Genomic DNA, 19,097 nt, shown 5'->3' with positions numbered 1-19,097 from the left:
CGTGGTCCCGGGATAAGACCGTAGCGACCGAAACCGGTCGAACATCCTGGAAGCGCGAGCCCGTCCGGCTACCATCGGCGTTCGTGGCGCCCGACATGGATCCGATCGACCCGCCGGTCCCCGTTCCAGACGTTCCCGGCGCCGATGTGCCGGCCGGCGCCGGCGGATTACCCCCCCACTCGGCGTTGTCGCCCCGTCAGCGAATGGTAGTCGAGGCATCGGCCCTCGGTGATCTGGCCCTGCGCACCTGGGTGGCCTCGCTGCTCACCACCACGGTGACACCGTTCGTGGTCGCGGGCGCCCTGCGGCAATCCGATGCCTCGACCGAGCGGAGCAACCTCGACTTCTACGCCGAGCTGGGGGCGGCGGGAGATCCCGCGCGGTCCTTTCCGGCGCCCACCGAGTTGCCGCGGGTGACCTCGCGTCGCGCCAGCCCGCTGGCGGAGTGGGTCGCGCGCGGCACGGTCGACAACATCGCGTTCCCCAGCAGCTTCACCGCGATCAACCCCGCGATGCGCGCGCGCTGGAGCGCGTGGGGATCCAACAACATGGTGCGCGCGCAGCACTGGCGCCACGACGACGGGCCGCGGCCCACGCTGTGCGTCATCCACGGCTTCATGGGGTCGTGGTATCTGGCCAACGGGCGGTTCTTCTCGCTGCCCTGGTACTACCGGGCGGGCTACGACGTGTTGATGTACACGCTGCCCTTTCACGGCAAGCGGGCCGAAAAGTTCTCGCCCTTCAGCGGTTTCGGCTATTTCGCCGGCGGGCTCAGCGGTTTCGCCGAGGCGATGGCCCAGGCCGTGCACGACTTTCGTTCCGTCATCGACTACCTGCGCCACACCGGTGTCGACCGGATCGCGCTCACCGGCATCTCGCTGGGTGGCTACACCTCGGCGCTGGTGGCCTCCGCCGACGATCGGCTCGAGGCCGTCATCCCCAACTGCCCGGTCGTCACTCCCGCGACGCTGTTCGACGAATGGTTCCCGGCCAACAAGCTGGTGCGGATGGGCCTGCGCCTCTCCGATATCAGCCACGAGGCGTTGAGCGCCGGCATGGCGTACCACTGCCCGCTCAGTTACCCGCCGCTGGTCGGCCGGGACCGCCGGATGATCATCACCGGCCTCGGCGACCGGATGGCGCCGCCGGACCACGCCGTCAAGCTATGGCGGCACTGGGATCACTGTGCGCTGCACTGGTTTCCGGGCAGCCACGTGTTGCACGTGAGCCAGTTGGACTACCTGCGCCGGATGACCGCGTTCCTCCAGGAGGTCATGTTCTAGCGGCCTCGAGGGTGTCGGTGGTCTCGGTGGTTGCCGAGTTGGTTTCCGGGCCGCCGGCCGACGACGCCCGATGGGCCCCGCCGACCAGGGTGGGCCAGTGCAGCTGGGCGAGCAGGCCCGCGGGCGCGGTCGTGTGTCCGTCCAGCCGCGCCGTCGACAACAGGTCCAGCGCCGTCAGTGCGGGCAGGTGGTTCCCGCGCTGCGGGGTCAGCCCGTCCAGCGGCGCCGTGCGCTCCGGCGGGGTGTCGGTCTGGAACGCGCACGCCACCGCGACGGTGGGGTGGGCCTTGTCGCCGGCGATCTCCAACGCGGTGCAGGTCTCGCGGGCCGCATGTGACCGGATGGCGTCCAACGTCTCCGGCAAGGCCTCATCCACCCGGATCTGGTATGCCGCAATGTAATCCGATGCGCCGCGCTGCACGCCGCGCCACCGCTCGCGGGGGTTGGACGTCAACAGCCGGGGAACGTCGTCGGGTGCGACGGCGGTCGCTTCCCATCCGATCTCGCGGAGGTGGTCGGCCAGGCGCCGCGCCGCGACCTGGGCGGTCTCCTGCAGCGGGATCCGCGGCGAGCGGGCCCGCAGCGCGGCCAGGTTCTCCGGCGCCGACACGGTGAGCCCGATCCAGGTCTCGCGCCGCGACGCGTCGGAGGCGTTGTCCCGGCTGGTGATCCGGATCTTGTCCGCCCGGATGCCGTAGCGGTCCAGGTAGCCGGCGATCAGCGGCAGCGGCAGCACATCGGAGTCGTCCTCCGGTGCGCCCACCCGGACCAGGGCGGTGGTCGCCGTGGCGGGGGGCTGCGGGGTGAACGCGTTGGCGCGCCCGATGATCGCCAGGCGGCGGCGCACCAAGGTGGTGAAATACAGGCCACCCCACCAGCCGAACAGCACGATCACGACGGCCGCCGCGATGCCGAGCAGCCAGTAGTCTCGTGGCGATCGCCACGGGCAGGCCATCACCGCGGGCACAATGGCCAAGAGCGCCAACGTGATTCGCCCGCTCCCGGGGGTAGGTATCGACATCTTCACGGGGTGGGGTCCTTTCGACGGCGTGCGGCGATGGTGGTGACCGCGCCGGCCACGGCGACCAGCACGGCCAGCACTGCGGTGCCGACCATCGCGACGGTCCGCGGTGTGGTGTTCTCGGGCGCCGGCGCCGGAGGCAGAGCGACCTGCTTGGCCGCCGCCCCGCTCGGCTGGTCGCCGGCGGGCAATTGCCAGGTCAGCGCGGCCACCGGGTCCACGCTGCCGGCGCCGACCACGTTGGACGGGTCGCGGGCGCCGTTGTGCGCGGTCGCGGTGATGCGATGCGTCACCGCGGTGGCGGACAGGTCGGGATACTTGCTGCGCACCAGCGCGGCGACGCCGGCGACGTAACCGGCCGCGTAGCTGGTGCCCTTGAGGGCGACCAGTTGCTGATGGTCGTCGGGCAGGCCGTTCGCCAGGCCCGCGCCGTCACCGTTGCCCACCGACACGATGCGCTCGCCCGGCGCCGCGACACCCACCCACGGGCCCGCCACGGTGAATTTCGACGGCTGGCCCTCCGGGGTCAGCGACGCCACCGAAAGCACGTAGGGCTGCCACAACGACGGGATGGACACGGAGGTGACGCCTGCCCAGTTGCGCGGATCGTTCGGACGGCTCAGGTCGGTGAGCGGGTTGGATTCGCACGACGTCCCACCGGCGAACGATCCGGTCGGTCCGCTGTTGCCCGCGGCGGCCACGATCACCGCGTCCTTGTCCACCGCCGCGTAGCGCACGGCGGCGCCGAGGGCGGCCTGGTCGACGGGCCGGTCGACGGGCAGGCAGGTGGCCGAGCCGACGTCGATGACCCGGGCGCCGAGGTCGGCCGCGTGCACGATGGCCCGGGCGAGGGTCGTGACCTCGGTCGACACCCGCGCCATCAGCGGGTCGCCGCCCGGCGTGCGGGGGGAGAACCTGGCCGACGACGTCCTGATCGACACCACCCGCGCCGCGGGGGCCACGCCCGAGAACCCGTCGTCCGGCGACGGCTGGCCGGCGATGATCCCGGCGACCAGCGTGCCGTGTCCGTCGCAGTCGGTCAGGCCGTCGGTGGCCTCGACGAAGTCGCCGCCCGGCTCGACATTGGGCAGCCGCGGACCCGGCCGCACCCCGGTGTCGAGGACGGCGACCAGCTGACCGTCGCCACGCGAGAACTGCCATGCCGCAGGCAGATTCAGCGCCGACTGGCTGGGCGCGGGGGCGCCCGGATCGCTGCCCGGGATGACCCCGGACGTCACGCACGGTCCGCGCTGCTCCATCGGCTGCACCGGCCCCGGCGCCCCGCTCGGTGGGGGGACGCCGGGATCGACGGTCGGTGGGCTGATCGCGAAAGCCGGCGGACTCGTCCACGTCGCGGTGGCCGGCAACAGGGCCAACACCGCCGCGAAGCAGGCTGATGCCGATCGAATCATCGATTGAGCACCAGGCTGAACAACCCGACCACGAACGCCATGACGGGGATCAGCGAGGCGTCGAGTCCCGCCGCGGCGAAGCCCACCAGCCGGCGCACCGGAAGCGAATAGCTCTCCGGCTCAGCGATTCCCGGGTTCAACGCCAGCACGATCCACACCGCCACGAGCGCCAGGAGCACCACGGCCGCACCGAGGGCGGCGCCGTAGCGTCCCGTCGCCGCGTAGATCACCAGCAGCACGCCGGCGGCCAGGAAGGGCTGGGCGAGCAGCCATGCCTTGCAGGCGGCCGAATCCCACACCCGGGCGCGCAGCACCGATGCCGCGGCGGTCGCCCCGACCACGTACCAACCCGCGCCGCTCAGCGTCTCCGGGCGCAGCGCGATCGCGACCGAGCCCAGGACGCTGAGCAACACCGCGGCGGCGATGAATCCGCTCTGGTGGGCGTCGCTGATCCGGACCCGGCGGGGCAGGTCCTCGAGCACCTGCAGCGAGGGCGCCGACGGCGTGGGATCCCCGGGCGCCGGGATGACCGGCAGCGGGAAACGGGCCCACAGCGCGGACATCTGCGCCGCCTCGATGGTGACCAGCAGCGCGGCCACGATCAGTCCGCAGCCGATGGCGACCAGCTTGACGTGCCACAGCAATTCGGCTCCGGCGGCCAGCAGCACCGCGGCGCCCAGCACCGCCGTCGCGGTGAAGAATCCGGCGATACGTTCCCGTTCGGCGCTGGGCACCATCAAGGCGATCAGCGACCACGCGGTGACCCCGGCCGCGGCCAGCATCACCTGCGCCGGGCCGAACCTGCCCGGCACCGCCAGCACCAGCGCGGCGGCGATGGGCACCAGCGCGGCGATCGACAGCGCCGTGCCGGTGCGCGCCGAGCGCGCCGTGACGAGCAGGCCGACGATCGCGGTCAGCGCCGCCACCGCGCTGACCGCAACCAGCCCGGACAGCGCGCCGGTGGCGACGCGGTAGGTGACCGACAGGCCGGTCGCCAGGAAGGCCACGGCGATCGCCGCGGCCAGCGCGCCACGCTGGATATGCGTTGTGCCCCAAGGCTTGAGCCGAGAGGTGGAGAAAATCATCGCGGCGTCGGCGATGTCCTCGACGATTCCGGGTGCGGCCGGGCCGGCCGGCACCGGCTGCAGCGCGAGCAGGTCACCGTCGACGACGCCGACCGTGTCCAGGCTCGCGTCCAGACTGAACGGCGCGCCACCGATGGGCGCCAGGCTCAGTTGGGTCGCGCCACCGACCTCGGCGGCGCCGCGCGAGCCGGAGGCGTCCTCGCCGTCGCCGTTCGCGGTGGCCGGGACCACCAAACGCTGGACCGCGGGCAGGATTTCGCGCAGCGGCAGCTCGGCGGGCAGGGCCATTTCCGTCAACCTGCTGTCCGCGAGAATTGCCACGCGGACGATCGGCATGACGGTTCCGGACGTCACCGGACCCTCGAAGAATGTTGCGGCCGTTCCTGGAACATCGTGCTCTCTTCTCTATTTCTTTCAGTGTTGGACGGACAGTGTTGAATTCGAAAAGTCTCGTGCTAGCCGGTGTTCGGCGAACCATCCGGCGTCGGGCAATTGGGCGGTCAATTGTTCGATCGCGACGGCGATCGCGAACGGGGTGCCGGGCGCGAAGGTCGAAACCCACTCGCCGTCGAACGCGCGGGACGGGCTGACCAGGACCCGGCCCTCGCTTGCGTCGACAATGCTCATACCCACCTCGGTGGTGGAGTGTCGACCGTCGCGGTGGCAGCCGGCGACGATCTCGACGTAGCTTCGCGACCCGTTGAACACCGACTCCACCACAGGACGCGCCGATTGCGGAATACCAAGATAGTCAAGGACTTCGGCGAGTGGAGCACCGGAACGCAGCCGCTCGTCGGCGCGGGCGCCCACCCGGGTCGGCATGCTGAACTCGTCGAACCGAGCCGGTTGCCGCTGGGCGAGCCCGACGCACAGGACCGGAACCAGGGCGCGCGGATCGTCGATGTCCATGGCGGTGAACGTGATCAGCTGCGCGCTGCGCAACGCGACCACCGTCCTCGACGGCCGGCCGCCGGCCCCGGCGCGCTGCGCGACGATGCCGCGCAGTAGCTCGCCGGCGCCGCCGGCCGCACCGGCGTCCTTGGCGGGGCCGACGTAACGCAGGTCGAGCCACCGCTCGGGAAAACACACCACTTTGATCCACTCGGCAACCGCGGGGTTGATGAGCCCGCCTTCCGATACCAGGCCCATCTGGGTGAGCTCCGCCTTCTGACGGTCGAGGAACGCGTTGCGTTCCGCGGCATCACGATAGGGGCAGGTGATTGCCAATACCCACGGGAAGCTTCCCGCCCCAATCGTTTCCGCGATGAACCACGCGTGGTCGACCGTCAGCTCGACGGCGTTGGGAGCTGGTTCCATCAGGCTCGTTCAGCCACGAACTAGCCGCCCCACTTGGCGGCTTCGGCCTGGTCGCGGGCCAGCATCGACATGGTGTTGGCCTCGTGGGTGCTGGCCATCGACTGGTACGCGCGCACCAGGCTTTCCATGGCCTGGTTCCACTGGGCCTGCCACACCTGGTAGGTCATACCGGTGTCACCCTGCCAGGCGTTGGACAGCGTGGCCTGTTCGGCGGAGATGTCGGCGCCGAGCCCCTGCATCGTGCCGGCGTAGCCCGACATGTCGGCGGCGTGGCTCAACATCGCCGGGTAGTTGTACATGATCTGCGACATCAGAAGTCCTTTCGCGGTTTGGTGGCGTCTAAGGGTGGCTGGATCAGAACGCGGTGTAACCGGAGGCGGCCGCCGCGTCCGCGGCCACGTAGGTGCCGGCGGCGTCGCCGAGGTTGGCCTGGGCGATATCCAGCAGCGTGTTGACCCGTGCGGCGACCTCCACGAACCGCGCGTGCGCGGCCTGGAACGCCGCCGAGGACTCGCCCTGGTGGAAGGCCTGCGCCGACATCGCTTCCTGCTCGGCCTGGCTGATCGTGCTGCGCAGCAACGCGGCCTTGGCGCTGAACGCCGACTGCGAGGCAACCAACTGCGGAATATGAGCGTCCAACATACTCATGGTGATTCCTTTCTATTGCGTCCGTTGGGGTTTGGAGTAGTTCACCTGGATGTGGCTGACTGCCTTATCCCCCCTTCCCCGGTTCGGCTGGGCCCCTACCGTTGACGGCGTCCTGCTCCCACGTGCCGGGCACCATCGGCATCCGTGGGCCGCCGCCGAAGTCGTCGTCGGCCAGCTTGGTCAATCCCGCCGCCTGAAACGCCTTCTGCCTCTGCTTGGTTCCGGCGAACCCGAGCGGTCCGGCCCCCTGGGCCGAAGCCACCGCGGCCGCCAGCTCTTCCTCGTCGCCGTAGTCCGGGGGCACACCGAAATCGGATTCCATGTCCGCGAATTCGTCGGCGTGGTCGTGCAGCGCGGCTCGCCGCCTGCGCCGAGCCCGCGCCTCGGCGCGGGCCGGTGCCGCCGCGCCGGCCGCCGGGATCGTCGCCGCCGGCGCCTTGGCCCCGCCGCGCCCGGTCAGGGTGGGACCGACGCCGGTGTCCGGGTCAGCGCCGTAGGCGACCACGTAGGCCAAGTTTCCGGCCGCCGCCGCCGGCGCCGGGGCCGCCGGCGCGCCGGTGCCGGCCGCGACCGTGGTGGCCGGGGCGGCGGCGGGAGTCGCCACCGTCGGCGCCATGGCGACCGCCGGCAGCATGGACGGCTTGTTCGACGCCAGCACGGGGGCCACCGCGGCCGGGGCCGCCGCCTCCGGCGCGGCCTCGGCGGGCGTGGTGAGCAGGGAGCTGAGGCCGATCCCCAGCAGCAGCGGAATCAGGAACGGTGCGGTCAGGATCGCGCCCCAGGTCGGCCAGCCGACGGCGTTGAAGAACACCTGGTAGGCGATGAAGAACAGCAGCGGTCCGTTGGCCGCCAGGAACGCCGGCAGGTTCGAGAAGAAGTCCTGCAGCATCTGCTGGATGTTCTGGAAGAAGTCCTGCAGGAACTTCGACAACTGCTGGATGAAGTTCTGCCACCAGTCCCCGGTGTTCTGTGCGGCGTTGGACGTGAGGTTGTTGGTCTCGCTCCCGGGATTGACGATGGTCGGCGCGGCCATGGTGCGGGGCGCCGCGGCCAGCGCCGAACCCGAGACGGCCTGGTAGGTGCCCATGGTGGTGGCCGCCTGAACCCACATCCGCGCGTAGTCGGCTTCGTTGACCGCGATCGGAATGGTGTTGATGCCAAAGAAATTCGTCCCCACCAGCACCGCGTGCACGGCGTGGTTGGTGGCGAGCTCCCCCAGTGTCGGCATCGCCGCCAACGCTGCCGTGTACGCCGTCGCCGCGACCTCTTGTTGCGCCGCGGCGCCCGCGCTGTCGGCACTGGCCTGCTGCAGCCAGGCCAGGTACGGCAGGTGGGCCGCCACATACTGCTCGGCGCTCGGCCCTTCCCACGCGCCCGCCTGCGCCTCCCCCAGCAGCGCACTGAGTTCCCCGGCCGCCGTGGCGTATTGGGCGCTGAGCGAGGTCCACGCACCGGCGGCCGCCAACAGCGGCCCCGGTCCCGGACCGGCGCTCAGCAACGCCGAATGCACCTCTGGTGGCGACGCCATCCAGATGGGGGCGAGGGGGGCAGTCATCGTCAGGCGCCCGCGATCCCGAACGTCGCAGCGGCCGCGGTGTCACCCGCGAGATAGCTTGCGCCGGCTTCCCCGACGCCGAGACCGGCGCGGCCCAGCTCCTCGACGCCCTGGGCCGCCATGGCCGAGTGCTCCTGGCCCTGAGCGCTGAATCCCATGGCCGTCTGCAGCGACACCGGATCGACCGCCGGCGGGACCACCGCCGTGATCGCCGGGGCCGCCGCCGCGTGTGCGGCGGCCAGCCGTGCCGTCAGCGCCTCCACCGCGGCGCTGGTGGCGGCCAGTCCTTCGGGAACCACTCGCAGCGTCATCTCTACTCCTCCCGTTGCGCTTCACTTGCCATTACGGATTCCCCGATCAAGGGGTTGATCAACTGCACGTACGTCGGACCATCGCCGTCGCCCAACAGGATCGCCCGCCCGGCCGGCAAGCGGCCGAATCGTTGGCCGCGGATCTTGCCGCTGTCTTGCGGATTGCCCGCCAGCATCAACGTGGTGGCCTGCAGGTCGTTGAAGCGGCGCAGCAGCGGGTTGGTCATCAACGCGTGTCCCGAACCGGTGGCCCGCGCGGTGACGATCACCCGGATCCCCAAATCGGCTGCCTGCGACAGCAACCCGATCAGCGGAGACCACGGGCGCTGCCCGACGTAGGGGCCGCTCATCGCCGGCGAATCCGGAATCTGGTCGACGTCGTCGATGATCAGGTAGTGCGTCTGGCCCGCGAACGTCCAGCGCGACAGCTCGGCCGGCGACAGGCCGGCCGGCGGCCGGCGCGACTCGATCAGGTTGGCCAGCCCCAGCATCGCCGGGATGATGCGGTCGATGTTGGCCGTGTACTCGTTGTCGGCGAACAACGGTTCGTCGACGAGGTGCAGCCGTCGATCCAGCACCGTGAAGGCGACCTGGTCCGGCGTGGAGTGTTCGCGGACCGTGCGGATGAGGTGGCGCAGCAGCGTCGTCTTCCCCGACTTGCTGTCACCGAACACCATCAGCAGCGGGTTGTCGGCGAAGTCGACCACCACCGGCGCGAGGTCCTCCTCGCGCTGGCCGATGACCACCTGCTCGGGCCCGCGGTACAGCGACCCGACGGCATCCGGGGCGAGGTTGGTGGGCAGCAGCCGCACCGGGGGCGCCGCCATGCCCGGGTAACGGTCGTTGATCGCGGCGATCTGGTCCAGCTCCGGGGTGGCGAACAGGAAATGCTCTGCGGCCATGGTCAATCCGCGACCCGGCTGGTCGTGCGGCACCGCTTCGGCGGGCCGGCGCAGGGCGCCCACCACCCGCACGTTGCTGTCCCGCGGATCGTGCAGCTTGAGCTCGAGCCTCAACCCCAGGCCGTCCCGCATCGACAGCGGCACCTCCAGCCAGCTGGGCGTGGTGACCACGACGTGGATGCCGTACGCCAGCCCGATGTTGACCAACTCGGTGACCTTGGCCAGCAACGGGTTTCGCGTGTTGAACTGGTCGGTGTTGTCACGGCCGAATGCGTAGAGGTTGTCGATGAGCAGGAACACCTCGCCGAACCCGTCGTCGGGGACCCCACCGCGGGAGTCCCGGAACGCCTCCCGGCGCTGCCGCGACAACAGCAGCTGCTCGAGCTCGCCGAAGGTGCGACGGATCCGTTCGGGCTCCAGCGCCGAGGCGACGCTGCCGACGTGCGCCAGGCCCTCCATCGCACGGAGCTTTCCGCCGCCGTAGTCCAGGCAGTAGAACGTGACCTCGCGCGGCGAGTGCAGGCTGGCCGCCGACAACATGAACGTCTGCAGCGCAGTCGACTTCCCCGACTTGGGGCCACCGTGGATGACCATGTTTCCGGCCGACGACGCGGCATCGAAGATCAGCGGGTCGCGGCGCATCTCGAACGGCTTGTCGATCTCACCCAGCGGCCACTGCCACTGCCGCGGCGGCACACCGGCCCGGGCCAGCATCGCGCTCACCGGGATCGGCTCGTCCAGCGGCGGCAGCCACAACTGCGGGGCGCGCGGCCCGTACCCGGCCAGCTGGTCGCCGATGGTGGCGATGAGCTTGCGCGGCGGCCCGGTCAGTTCGACCTCGTCGGGGCTGGTGATCACGGTGTCCTGATCGGGCTCGACCCGCCCGGCCGTGAACACCTTGGGCTCCGGGATAGACGGCACCACAAGCGATTTGGCCTTTTGCGGCGGATCGTAGATGCCGTCGACATAGGTGCTGCGGAACTTGATCGGGGTCGCGCCCGGCGCGGGCACCAAGAAGCCCACGCCCTTGTGCTCCTTGCCGGATTCGATGTGGTAGGCGTCCTCCACCCCGATGATCTGGCGGGACACGCTGGGACTGGCCACCTTCAACCCGATGCGGTAGGAGGTGTTCTTGTCGATGTCCTTGATCTTGCCGACATCCAGCGTCTGCGACGCGAACAGGATGTGGATGCGGAACGAACGGCCTTTGCGGGCAACGTAATCGAACAGCTCCGCGTACTCCGGGTGGTCGGCCAGCATCAACGTGAACTCGTCGGCCACCACGAACAGCGTCGGGATCGGCGCCAGGTCGTGCCCGGCCGCGATGGCGTTCTCGTACTCGACCACCGAGTTGAACGCGCTGCCCTGCACCCGGCGGCCGGCCTCGCGCAGCAGCGTCTCCCGGCGGGCCACCTCGCCGCGCAGCGTGTCGGCGAACCGGTCGGCCAGCGACTTCTTTTCGGCCATGTTGGAGATCACCGCGACAACCTGCGGGAAGTGGCGGAAGCTGTCGGCCCCCGCCTCACCCTTGAAGTCGGCGTAGATGACGATCAACCGGTCCGCGGAATGAGTCGTCAACAGCGACAACAGGATCGACATCAGGGTCTGGGACTTACCCGACCCCGTCATACCGATCATCAAACCGTGCGGGCCCATCCCGCCCTCGGCCTCGTCCTTGAGGTCGAACATCAGCGGCTCACCGGTCGCGGTGACCCCGATCGGAACGCGCAGCTCGTCCTCGCGGCGCCGCGGCGCCCACAGCGTCGGCACATCCAGTTGCGACGCGTCCGGGATGCCCAGCATCGTGGTGAACGTGGCGCCCCGGGTGGCCGCTGAACGCAACCCCGTGTGGGTCGGGTTGGAGTCCCAGCGCGACAGCTGGCGCGCCAGGTGGGCGGCCTCGTCGGCGCCCAGTTGGTCGGCGTCGTCGATGTACGGCTGCCAGCCGCCGGTCTGCCAACGCTCGATGGAGTGGGTCCGGCCGCCCGCGCCGTCCGCCCCGGTGATGCGCAGGATCGGCTTCTCCGGGTCCGAATACTGCTCGCGGTGCGGGGCCGTGGCGCCGCGGTGCACGACGGTGACGCCCGCGCGGCCCATCGCCAGCGTCGAGGCGTTCAGGTCGCAGTCCGGGTCGTCGACGATAATCAGCAGGTGCCGCAGCGCGTCGGCGGGTTCGCCGGTGAACGCCGGGCGGTCGACTAGCGCGGACCCCAGCTTGGCGACCAGTTCGTCGACGTTGGTGGCCATGAAGCGGGCCGGCCCGACGCCGTCGAGCTCACCGGGAATGTCAATGTGCGGCAACCACTTCAGCCACGACCAGTCCGGGTTCTCGAGGTCGGGGGTGACCAGCGCGACCCCGAGCACGGTCGGGTCGTGCCAGGTGACCGCCTGGGCCACCCAGGCCCGCATCGCCGAGCGCGCCTCGTCCTCGGAGCCCAGCACGGTGATTCGCGAGACCTTGGCCAGGTCGATCCCGGTCGGCACGTCACGCACCGTGCGGTGGGTGTCGAGCAGGCTGCGTAATGCGCTGTGCGACACCGGTTCCAGGTCGATTTCGTCCGCGGTGTCGTTGACCCGCAGCGCGGTCGCCAGGGGCACGTGGTGGCGTCCGGCCCGCAGCACCAGGAAGTCGGGATCGTGCGGGTCGCGCTCCCACTGACGGCGCGATCCGGGCACGGGGGCCAGCGCCGCGGGCTCCGGGTGGGACCACTGCGCGGCGGCGCGCTGCGCGGCGGCCTGGGTGCGGATGTTGTCCCGGACCACCGACAGGTAGCGCAGGTAGTCGGCGCGTTCGGCGTCGACCTCCTCGGTGCGCGTCTTGTTGTCGTTGCCGCGGTACATCGCCGTCGCGGCGAGCAGCAGCACGAACGGGAAGAACAGCGTCTGCGGGGAGATCAACCGCATTCCGGTCGCGAACAGCGCGACGATCATGCCGACGATCAGGATCACCAGCACGTACGGCATCGCGCGGCGCAGGAACGACGGCGGGATCACCCGCGGCAGCTCGGGCGGGGCCTCGATGGCGATGGTGCCCTTGCGGGTCACCGGCGGCGCCAGCCGGCGGCGCGCTTCGAAGATCAGTCGGCTCATCGGGGGGCTCCCTCGGCTTCCCTAGCAGCGGCAGTGACGCGGCCGGGCTTCTGGTCGGGCGTCAGCCCGTCGTGTGCCAGCAGCGCGTCGGCGCGCGATAATGTCGGGCCGCTCGCGAACAGCGACAGCACCGACCACGGGATCGGGACCGGCGACCCGGTAAGGCCAAGGGCCTCAACGGTTTTGTTCTGCCCGGCGGCCGAGTGCTCGGCCTCGTTGTCGATGCCGTAGCGGACACCGGTGTCAGAGACCCAGAACAGCGACCCGGCGCCCGGCGAGTTCGGCCCGCCGCCGACGGTCTGGGTGAAGTAGCCGGTGCCCGGCGCCAGGGCGACGCGGGCGGCGGTTGCCGGCGAGCCACCGCCCACCAGGTCGACGGTGCGTATCGATTCGGCGACCGGCAGGGCCGAGCCCGTCAGCAGGTTCACCGAGCTGCTGGCGGCCTTGGCGGGCTTGCTCCAATAGGCGCACATGACGGGCGATTTGGCCGCATCCACCACCCCGACCTGCTGGTCGGGGTACCGCGCGGTGTCCAGCATCCGCGACACCGGCAGCTTGGCCACCGCGTCGGCGCCCAGCCGCGGCGGTTGGTCCAGCCCATAGGAATTCGTGTTCCGCAGGATCGCGGCGAGCACCGGCGAGATCTGCTGCAGGCCGTCCGGCAACACCGCGTAGTAGCGCGGCGCCCCGGAGGAGCTCTGGTCCAGGGTGTAGGACACCACGACTCCACCGATCGGTGCCGGCACGGTAAAGGGCGCCGGCGCACCGGCGTTCGGGATGCCGGGCGCGGTCAGCGGCGGGGCTTCGGGTATCGCGTTGAACAGGCCCAGGGCGATCGGGCGGGGCGCGGGGATCTCGGAGTTGCCCTGCCCCAAGCCAAGTGCGTTCGTGATCGCGTGGTCGGTGAGGTTGATCTGACTGCGCTTGCCGTCCCACAAAAGCCACGTGGTGCCGTCACGGTCGGCGAGCAACGCCTGCCGCGACGGGAGCGTGGCGGCGCGGGCACCGCTGCTGTCCGGCCGGCCGGCGATCACCGTGACACCGGTGCTGTGGGCGGCGTGCCCCCCGGGCTCGCTGACCGCGTCGCACACCGTCCAGTTCGCATCCGTCGAGGGGTTTTGCACCATCCGTTCCGGCGCACCGGGGATGCCGATCAGGTTGCCGCGCGGAAACCGGTCCAGCTCACTGCTTTTCACCATGGTCGGGTCCACCGGCCGACCCGTGATCAGTCGGGCCGAGGTCAGGTTGAGCACCGGATGCAGATCCTCACCGACACGGACATACAGCGCGGCGGTGGACCGGTCGGCGAGCACGGCGTTCGTGCCCGCCGTCCCGTTCGGACGGATCAGCGAGAACACGAAGCAGCCGGCCAAACCGGTGACCAGCAGGACGGCGCCCATCGCCACCGCGCGCGACTGCGTGCGCAGCGGGTCGACGAGCATCCTGGTGTCGTGCAACGCGATACCGGAGGCGATCCGGCGCATCACGAATCGCCAGCCGCTCACCTGGTGCCGGGTGACGAAGCCGCGGCGGTACTCGACCTGGTCGGGATTGTCGTTGACCGGGGTCCGAGACGAGAACGAACGGCGTTCGTCGGGTTGCTGATTGGACGTCATGCCGGCACCGACAGCCCGAGGCCGCGCAGCAGCGGCTCAACCGACCTTGCGACGTCGTCGTCGGTGATCGTCATCAGCTCCTCGTCACTGAATTCGCCGGTTCCGGCGTGTTCCGAATGGTCGAGCCGGAACTCTCGTTCTTCTTCGGAGCGTTCGACGATGTTTCGCACGAATCGACCGTTACCGGCGATGTCCAGGTTGCGTCGCGAAATCCCGTTGGCGTCGGGTGTCGACTCGGTCGCCAACTTCGTGAACAACTCCTCCATGTGGTCGAGCGCGGCCTTTTCGAAGATGCTGTCGCGCTGCTCGGCCATCTTGTTTGCGATCTCGACCAGTTCCGACGGTGCGTAGGAAGGGAAGTCGATGTTGCGGGTGAATCGGGAACGCAAGCCCTCGTTGGTGTCCAGGAACTTGTCCAGGTCGGCCCGGTACCCGGCGATGATGACCACCAGGCGGTCGCGGTCGTTCTCCATCCGCGCCAGCAGCGTGTCGATGGCCACCAGCCCGAAGTCGTTCTTGGCGCCGGTGGCGACCAGCGCGTAGGCCTCGTCGAGGAACAGCACGCCGTCGAGCGCGCTATCGATGATCGCGTTGGTCTTGGCCTCGGTCTCGCCGATGTGCTGGCCGATGAGGTCGGCGCGGTGCACCTCGCGGATGTTCTCCCGCTTCAAAAGCCCCAGGCCGCAATAGATCTTGGCGACCACGCGGGCGATGGTGGTCTTACCGGTTCCGGGCGGGCCGGCGAAGACCAGGTGGTGGGCGCGCTGCGCGACCGCGAGCCCACGCTGCTTGCGGACCAGCTCCATGGCGACCGAGCTCTTCAGCCGCGACACCTGGTTCTTGACCTCTTCGAGGCCGATGAACTCGGCGAGCTGGCGTTCGGCCTCGTGCAGCAGCACGGCCTTGCGTTCGTGGGCGGCGGGGTCGACGAAATCCTCGGCGCTGGGCTCGGTTTCGGGATCCCACGGATCGGTGCGGGCTTCGATGCGGGCCGCCGTGGTGGTCACGATGCCGAAACTGGTGTCGGTCAGGGCCTGTTCGACCTGTTCGTTCTCGGGGTGGGCCGCGTACAGGTCCTGCAGCACTTCGCTCGCCGCGTCCTCGTCGACGTGGGCGCGCAGCACCAGCGCTTTGGCCAGCGCGCCGTCGACGGCCGCCACCGCGACCGGCCCCTCGGGCTCCTCCAGATAGGACAGCGCCGGGGCGAACATGCCCAGCCGGGCCAGCGCGGTGCCGAGCGCGATCTTGGCCGCGTGCGAGAACGCCTCGTCCAGGTCCGTGTCGTTGACGATCGGGGTCAGCAGTTTGACGACGTCCGACCAGCGCTCGGCGCGGTAGTTGATGACGACGGACACCCAGCGGGCCTCACGCCAGTTCGGTCGCTCGGCCGTCAGGCCGGCGACGATCGCGTCGGCGTCAGCAAACCGTCCCGCCGTCGCGAGCGCGGCCGCGTAGGCAAGGTGGAAGTCGTCGGGAGTGGTCGCGCGGAACTGTAGATACAGTCCGGTGTCGTAGCGGAAGCCCAGCGAGTTGGGCGCCAGGTCGACCTGGCGCTGCAGCACGCCCGCGGAGGCCGCGGTGCGCGACACCGCCTCGAGCACACGCAGGGACGTGTCTCCGGCGGCCGCCAGCCCCGTCCACGCGTCGCATTGGTCGTGGGCGATGCGGGTCAGCGCGGCGAAACCCGAACGCGCGGCGGCCAGGTCGGCCGGCCGCTGGCGTTGGTAGACGACGATGCCCAGCGCGCGGCAGCAGGTGGCGAACCGGCTGACGACGTCGCCGTCAACGCGCGTGTCCACGCGCGGATTGGCCGGCTGAACTGTGAGCATGCCGGTGTCACCGTGTTCCACGGCCGCGTCTTTTCATGTATGTAATCTCCCCTAACCTGACCCGCCTGAAGTTAGCATTGCATAAGCTAACTGTCGAGGCGTTTGGGCCTGTCCGACTCACCACTGCACTGCCCTTCTTCTACCGCCGATGAGGACGTTCTGGAGAGGGTTTAGCCGCATTTTCGGCATACTCACAGCCGCACGCCGTGCGGCCTCACAGCAAGGCCTCACCTTACTGAAAATCATTTTCATTTTCAATCCCGGCACGCCACCTCGGCGCCCACCGGCTCGGCCGAGCGGATCAGGCACGACATCGTCCGCACCGGCGCGGTCATGGCAAGGACTCCTCGACGATCGGGTTGTGCTCGACGATCGCCCCGACCCGCAGGCCGGTGGAACGATCACGCAGCCACTAGTCGGCTGGCGGACCGAAAAAGTTCCGGCGTTGGTCGCTGCCCGAGCGAACTCGCCCGGCCTCCCGTGAAATCCGCCCCGAGGGCTCAGGTGCGGACGGCGCTCACCAACGTGTTGCGCGCGATCATCGGGCCGGCTTCGGTCTCCGGCCCCGGCACCGGGCGGCCGACCTCGCGCAGGTAGTCGGCCAACGGGGTGCCGACCGCGGTCCAGCCGCGGTTGCCAAACCACTCGGTGGCCGGCGCGCACTGCTCGTTGTAGACCAGCTGGAAGAACACGCGCTGGTCGCCCTGCGCGGTGGCCGCCCGTTCTTCGGCGACGGCGGTCTCGAAGTCCTCGGGGTTCATCGGGGCGCCGTCCTCGACGGCGACGTGGCTGCCGTGACCGGCCAGCCCGTCGATACCGGTGAACAGCTGCTCCTGGGCGCTCGCCGGGAGATAGATCAGCAGGCCCTCGGCGATCCACGCCGACGGTTTCGCCGGGTCGAAGCCGCTGTCGCGCAGGGCTTGCGGCCAGTCCTCGCGCAAATCGATGGCGATCTCGCGGCGCTCGGCGCGCGGCTCGGCACCGACGCCGGCGAGCACCTCCCGCTTGAAGTCGAGCACCTGCGGCTGGTCGAGCTCGAAGATCGTGGTCGCGGCCGGCCAGTCCAGGCGGTAGGCGCGCGAGTCCAGGCCCGCCGCCAAGACCACCACCTGTCGCACGCCCGCGTCGGCGGCGCGCCGGAAGTAGTCGTCGAAGTACTTGGTGCGGGCGCCCTGGAAGTTGACGAAGTTTTCGCCGAAGTCGGCGGTCTTCAGCTGGTGGTCGGGGTCCTTGCCGTCGAGGACGTCGGCGGCGGCACCGCCGACGGCGCGGCAGAAGATCTCCGCGTACGGATCCACGGCCAGCGGGTCGGGCTTTTGCGCCTCCAGCGCCCGCGCGGTCGCGACGAACAACGCGGTCGAGCCCACGCTCGTGGTGATGTCCCAGGTATCGCCTTCGCTTCGCACCCCGCCCACAGTACGCCGCCGCGACTCGGCCCCTTTTCGGCTGGCGCGCAACGGTAGTGGAGCGCGTCGGCGCAGTACGGGCTACCGGCGACCGTAGCGGCGGTGGAACTTCTCCACTTGTCCCGCGCTGTCGACGATGCGGCGGCTGCCGGTCCAGAACGGGTGGGAGTCGGCGGTGACGTCGACGACGACGAGCGGATAGGTCCGGGTTCCCCGCGCCGTCTGCCACTCGACCGTCCGCGGGCTGGTGCGGGTCGACCGCGTCAAGAACATGGCGCCGGTGGTGGCGTCCTGGAAGACGACGGGGTGGTAGTCGGGATGCACGCCGGGCTTCATGAAGGGTCCTTGCCTTGCTGGGTGTGGCCGGCCACGTTGTCGGCGGCCTCGGTCAATTCCGCGCACGGATCCTCGTGCCAATCGCCGAACGGGTCGTCGTAGGCGATCCAGGCGCGCGGGTTCCGCATCTCCTCCTCGGTGAGCAGCGCGCCGCGCAGGGCGTCGAGGACCTCGTCGGTCCGGGCGCCGCACACCAGGATGGCCATCGCGGTATGCCGATCACCGTGCCGGTCGTCCCAGCCGAGCGCGGCCAGCGCGCGTCGCTCGGCGTCGACGCCGTCGCGCTCCGGCCCGCTCATCGCCGCCAGCCATTTGCCGGCCGAGCTCACCCGCAGCCCGGGGCCGGCCGATTCCAGCCACATCGCGCGGTCGGGATTGCTGGCCAGCCACAGCCGTCCCCGGGTCCTGATCACCCCGTCGAGCAACAGATCCAGGGCGGCGTGCAGGCGCTGCGGATGAAAGGGGCGACTTGCGTTGAATTCCACCAGGCTGATCGGACCGCGGGACTCCAGCGGCGGCTGCCCGGCCAGCAGCGGGCCGTGCGGGTCGTCGCTTCGGCCGCGGCGCGCGTCGCGGTACAGGTTGTTCAGTGCGTCCTCGATGCCGCCGGCCCCCACGCGGACGCGGGCGCGCGGCGACAGGCGACGCAGCACGGCCGCCACGAACGGGTTGGCGCGGTCGAGCACGACGACGTCGGCGAACTCGGCCTGCCCGATCACCACCTGGGCGTGGGTGCGGCCGTCATCGAGTTCCTCCTCCCCCAACGCCTGGTCCAGCCAGGCCGCCGAATCGACGCAGGTCACCACGGCGGCGATCGCCACGTCCAGGGCCGCGGGCCCGTCGATGTACCCCGGCGCCACCCGCACGCGAACGTGCTTGATGGCCAAGCAGATTGGTTCGGGTTCCAGCCAGGGCGCCAGGTGCACCACGATCCGGTCCACGTCGTCGCGGCGGTGCAGCCGGCGCAGCAGCACCAACAGGTCGTTGCGGATGGTGCACGAGACACAGCCGTGCGCGAGTTCCAGTCCGTTCTCGGTGCTGGTCAACACGCCGTCGGACAGCGTCGCCGTCGTGCGGCGCACCACGTGACCGTCGAATCGGTGCTCGACGACCAGCGTTCCCGGGGTCTGCAGCATCGCACCCACAACGGCGTCGGTGTCCCGCTGGCCGGCGACCAGGATGACGGGCGTCCGCATCGTCCTCCTTATTGATAATCATTTTCATCTAAGCCGTTCCTACGGTACCGTCCGTGGGGGACCTTGTCGAAAATGATTTTCAATAAGAGA

The 19,097-nt window shown here is 70.1% G+C and carries 15 protein-coding genes; 1 reads left to right on the top strand and 14 read right to left on the bottom strand.

Features of this window, described 5'->3' with window-relative positions; all coding sequences use genetic code 11:
• Positions 1-95: 95 nt before the first annotated feature.
• The gene (locus tag QGN30_RS04425) at positions 96-1,283 is read left to right on the top strand and encodes an alpha/beta hydrolase family protein (RefSeq protein WP_009955671.1); all 1,188 of its coding nucleotides are present in this window, start codon (positions 96-98) and stop codon (positions 1,281-1,283) included.
• Here QGN30_RS04425 and eccE read toward each other — a convergent pair.
• The 14 genes from eccE to mrf form a co-directional block, all read right to left on the bottom strand.
• A complete protein-coding gene (gene eccE / locus QGN30_RS04420) occupies positions 1,273-2,304 on the bottom strand; it encodes a type VII secretion protein EccE (RefSeq protein ID WP_036397171.1) in 1,032 nt (343 codons plus the stop codon). The genes QGN30_RS04425 and eccE overlap by 11 nt on opposite strands.
• 2 nt (positions 2,305-2,306) lie before the next feature.
• Positions 2,307-3,716, bottom strand: a complete 1,410-nt coding sequence (gene mycP, locus QGN30_RS04415) for a type VII secretion-associated serine protease mycosin (RefSeq protein ID WP_009955673.1) — start codon at positions 3,714-3,716, stop codon at positions 2,307-2,309.
• Positions 3,713-5,137 carry a type VII secretion integral membrane protein EccD gene (gene eccD / locus QGN30_RS04410; RefSeq protein ID WP_085977589.1) on the bottom strand — a complete coding sequence of 475 codons (1,425 nt, stop codon included), beginning with the start codon at positions 5,135-5,137 and terminating at the stop codon, positions 3,713-3,715. The genes mycP and eccD overlap by 4 nt, the downstream gene beginning before the upstream one ends.
• Positions 5,138-5,215: 78 nt before the next feature.
• Complete coding sequence (locus QGN30_RS04405; protein ID WP_008261661.1) at positions 5,216-6,118, bottom strand: ESX secretion-associated protein EspG; 903 nt, start codon at positions 6,116-6,118, stop codon at positions 5,216-5,218.
• Between the two features lie 20 nt (positions 6,119-6,138).
• The gene (locus tag QGN30_RS04400; RefSeq protein ID WP_008261663.1) at positions 6,139-6,429 is read right to left on the bottom strand and encodes a WXG100 family type VII secretion target; all 291 of its coding nucleotides are present in this window, start codon (positions 6,427-6,429) and stop codon (positions 6,139-6,141) included.
• Positions 6,430-6,472: 43 nt separating this feature from the next.
• Entirely contained in the window at positions 6,473-6,766 is a 294-nt protein-coding gene (gene esxG / locus QGN30_RS04395; RefSeq protein ID WP_008261664.1) for a type VII secretion system protein EsxG, read from the bottom strand.
• A 64-nt stretch (positions 6,767-6,830) separates the two neighbouring features.
• Complete coding sequence (locus QGN30_RS04390; protein ID WP_036429551.1) at positions 6,831-8,321, bottom strand: PPE family protein; 1,491 nt, start codon at positions 8,319-8,321, stop codon at positions 6,831-6,833.
• Between the two features lie 2 nt (positions 8,322-8,323).
• A complete protein-coding gene (locus QGN30_RS04385) occupies positions 8,324-8,632 on the bottom strand; it encodes a PE family protein (protein ID WP_008261668.1) in 309 nt (102 codons plus the stop codon).
• A gap of 2 nt (positions 8,633-8,634) precedes the next feature.
• Complete coding sequence (locus tag QGN30_RS04380; protein WP_038537933.1) at positions 8,635-12,624, bottom strand: type VII secretion protein EccC; 3,990 nt, start codon at positions 12,622-12,624, stop codon at positions 8,635-8,637.
• Positions 12,621-14,240, bottom strand: a complete 1,620-nt coding sequence (eccB, locus tag QGN30_RS04375; protein ID WP_038537936.1) for a type VII secretion protein EccB — start codon at positions 14,238-14,240, stop codon at positions 12,621-12,623. Before eccB ends, QGN30_RS04380 begins: the two co-directional genes overlap by 4 nt.
• Positions 14,237-16,090: a type VII secretion system ESX-3 AAA family ATPase EccA3 gene (eccA3, locus tag QGN30_RS04370; protein ID WP_038537938.1), complete on the bottom strand. Its 1,854-nt coding sequence runs from the start codon at positions 16,088-16,090 to the stop codon at positions 14,237-14,239. The genes eccB and eccA3 overlap by 4 nt, the downstream gene beginning before the upstream one ends.
• A 479-nt stretch (positions 16,091-16,569) precedes the next feature.
• On the bottom strand, positions 16,570-17,475 hold the full coding sequence (locus QGN30_RS04365; RefSeq protein ID WP_008261692.1) for a class I SAM-dependent methyltransferase: 906 nt from the start codon (positions 17,473-17,475) through the stop codon (positions 16,570-16,572).
• Positions 17,476-17,556: 81 nt separating this feature from the next.
• Positions 17,557-17,811, bottom strand: coding sequence for a type B 50S ribosomal protein L31 (locus tag QGN30_RS04360; protein WP_008261694.1), 255 nt, complete (start codon positions 17,809-17,811; stop codon positions 17,557-17,559).
• Positions 17,808-19,007 (bottom strand): ribosome hibernation factor-recruiting GTPase MRF, encoded by a 1,200-nt coding sequence (gene mrf / locus QGN30_RS04355; RefSeq protein WP_038537944.1) that lies wholly within the window; start codon positions 19,005-19,007, stop codon positions 17,808-17,810. Before mrf ends, QGN30_RS04360 begins: the two co-directional genes overlap by 4 nt.
• Positions 19,008-19,097 lie beyond the last annotated feature (90 nt).

Source organism: Mycobacterium sp. 3-98 (assembly GCF_035918355.1).
GTDB classification, from domain to species: domain Bacteria; phylum Actinomycetota; class Actinomycetes; order Mycobacteriales; family Mycobacteriaceae; genus Mycobacterium; species Mycobacterium intracellulare.
The sequence above is the reverse complement of the archived record's forward strand: the minus strand, read 5'-3'. Positions and strand labels throughout refer to the sequence as shown.

What these genes read in the sequence shown, in the direction of transcription:
- QGN30_RS04390 (WP_036429551.1), bottom strand. Translation starts at nt 8,321, where the DNA reads ATGACTGCCCCCCTCGCCCCCATCTGGATGGCGTCGCCACCAGAGGTG.
- eccE (WP_036397171.1), bottom strand. Translation starts at nt 2,304, where the DNA reads ATGTCGATACCTACCCCCGGGAGCGGGCGAATCACGTTGGCGCTCTTG.
- mycP (WP_009955673.1), bottom strand. Translation starts at nt 3,716, where the DNA reads ATGATTCGATCGGCATCAGCCTGCTTCGCGGCGGTGTTGGCCCTGTTG.
- QGN30_RS04425 (WP_009955671.1), top strand. Translation starts at nt 96, where the DNA reads ATGGATCCGATCGACCCGCCGGTCCCCGTTCCAGACGTTCCCGGCGCC.
- QGN30_RS04385 (WP_008261668.1), bottom strand. Translation starts at nt 8,632, where the DNA reads ATGACGCTGCGAGTGGTTCCCGAAGGACTGGCCGCCACCAGCGCCGCG.
- QGN30_RS04360 (WP_008261694.1), bottom strand. Translation starts at nt 17,811, where the DNA reads ATGAAGCCCGGCGTGCATCCCGACTACCACCCCGTCGTCTTCCAGGAC.
- mrf (WP_038537944.1), bottom strand. Translation starts at nt 19,007, where the DNA reads ATGCGGACGCCCGTCATCCTGGTCGCCGGCCAGCGGGACACCGACGCC.
- QGN30_RS04405 (WP_008261661.1), bottom strand. Translation starts at nt 6,118, where the DNA reads ATGGAACCAGCTCCCAACGCCGTCGAGCTGACGGTCGACCACGCGTGG.
- eccD (WP_085977589.1), bottom strand. Translation starts at nt 5,137, where the DNA reads ATGCCGATCGTCCGCGTGGCAATTCTCGCGGACAGCAGGTTGACGGAA.
- QGN30_RS04400 (WP_008261663.1), bottom strand. Translation starts at nt 6,429, where the DNA reads ATGTCGCAGATCATGTACAACTACCCGGCGATGTTGAGCCACGCCGCC.
- eccB (WP_038537936.1), bottom strand. Translation starts at nt 14,240, where the DNA reads ATGACGTCCAATCAGCAACCCGACGAACGCCGTTCGTTCTCGTCTCGG.
- QGN30_RS04380 (WP_038537933.1), bottom strand. Translation starts at nt 12,624, where the DNA reads ATGAGCCGACTGATCTTCGAAGCGCGCCGCCGGCTGGCGCCGCCGGTG.
- esxG (WP_008261664.1), bottom strand. Translation starts at nt 6,766, where the DNA reads ATGAGTATGTTGGACGCTCATATTCCGCAGTTGGTTGCCTCGCAGTCG.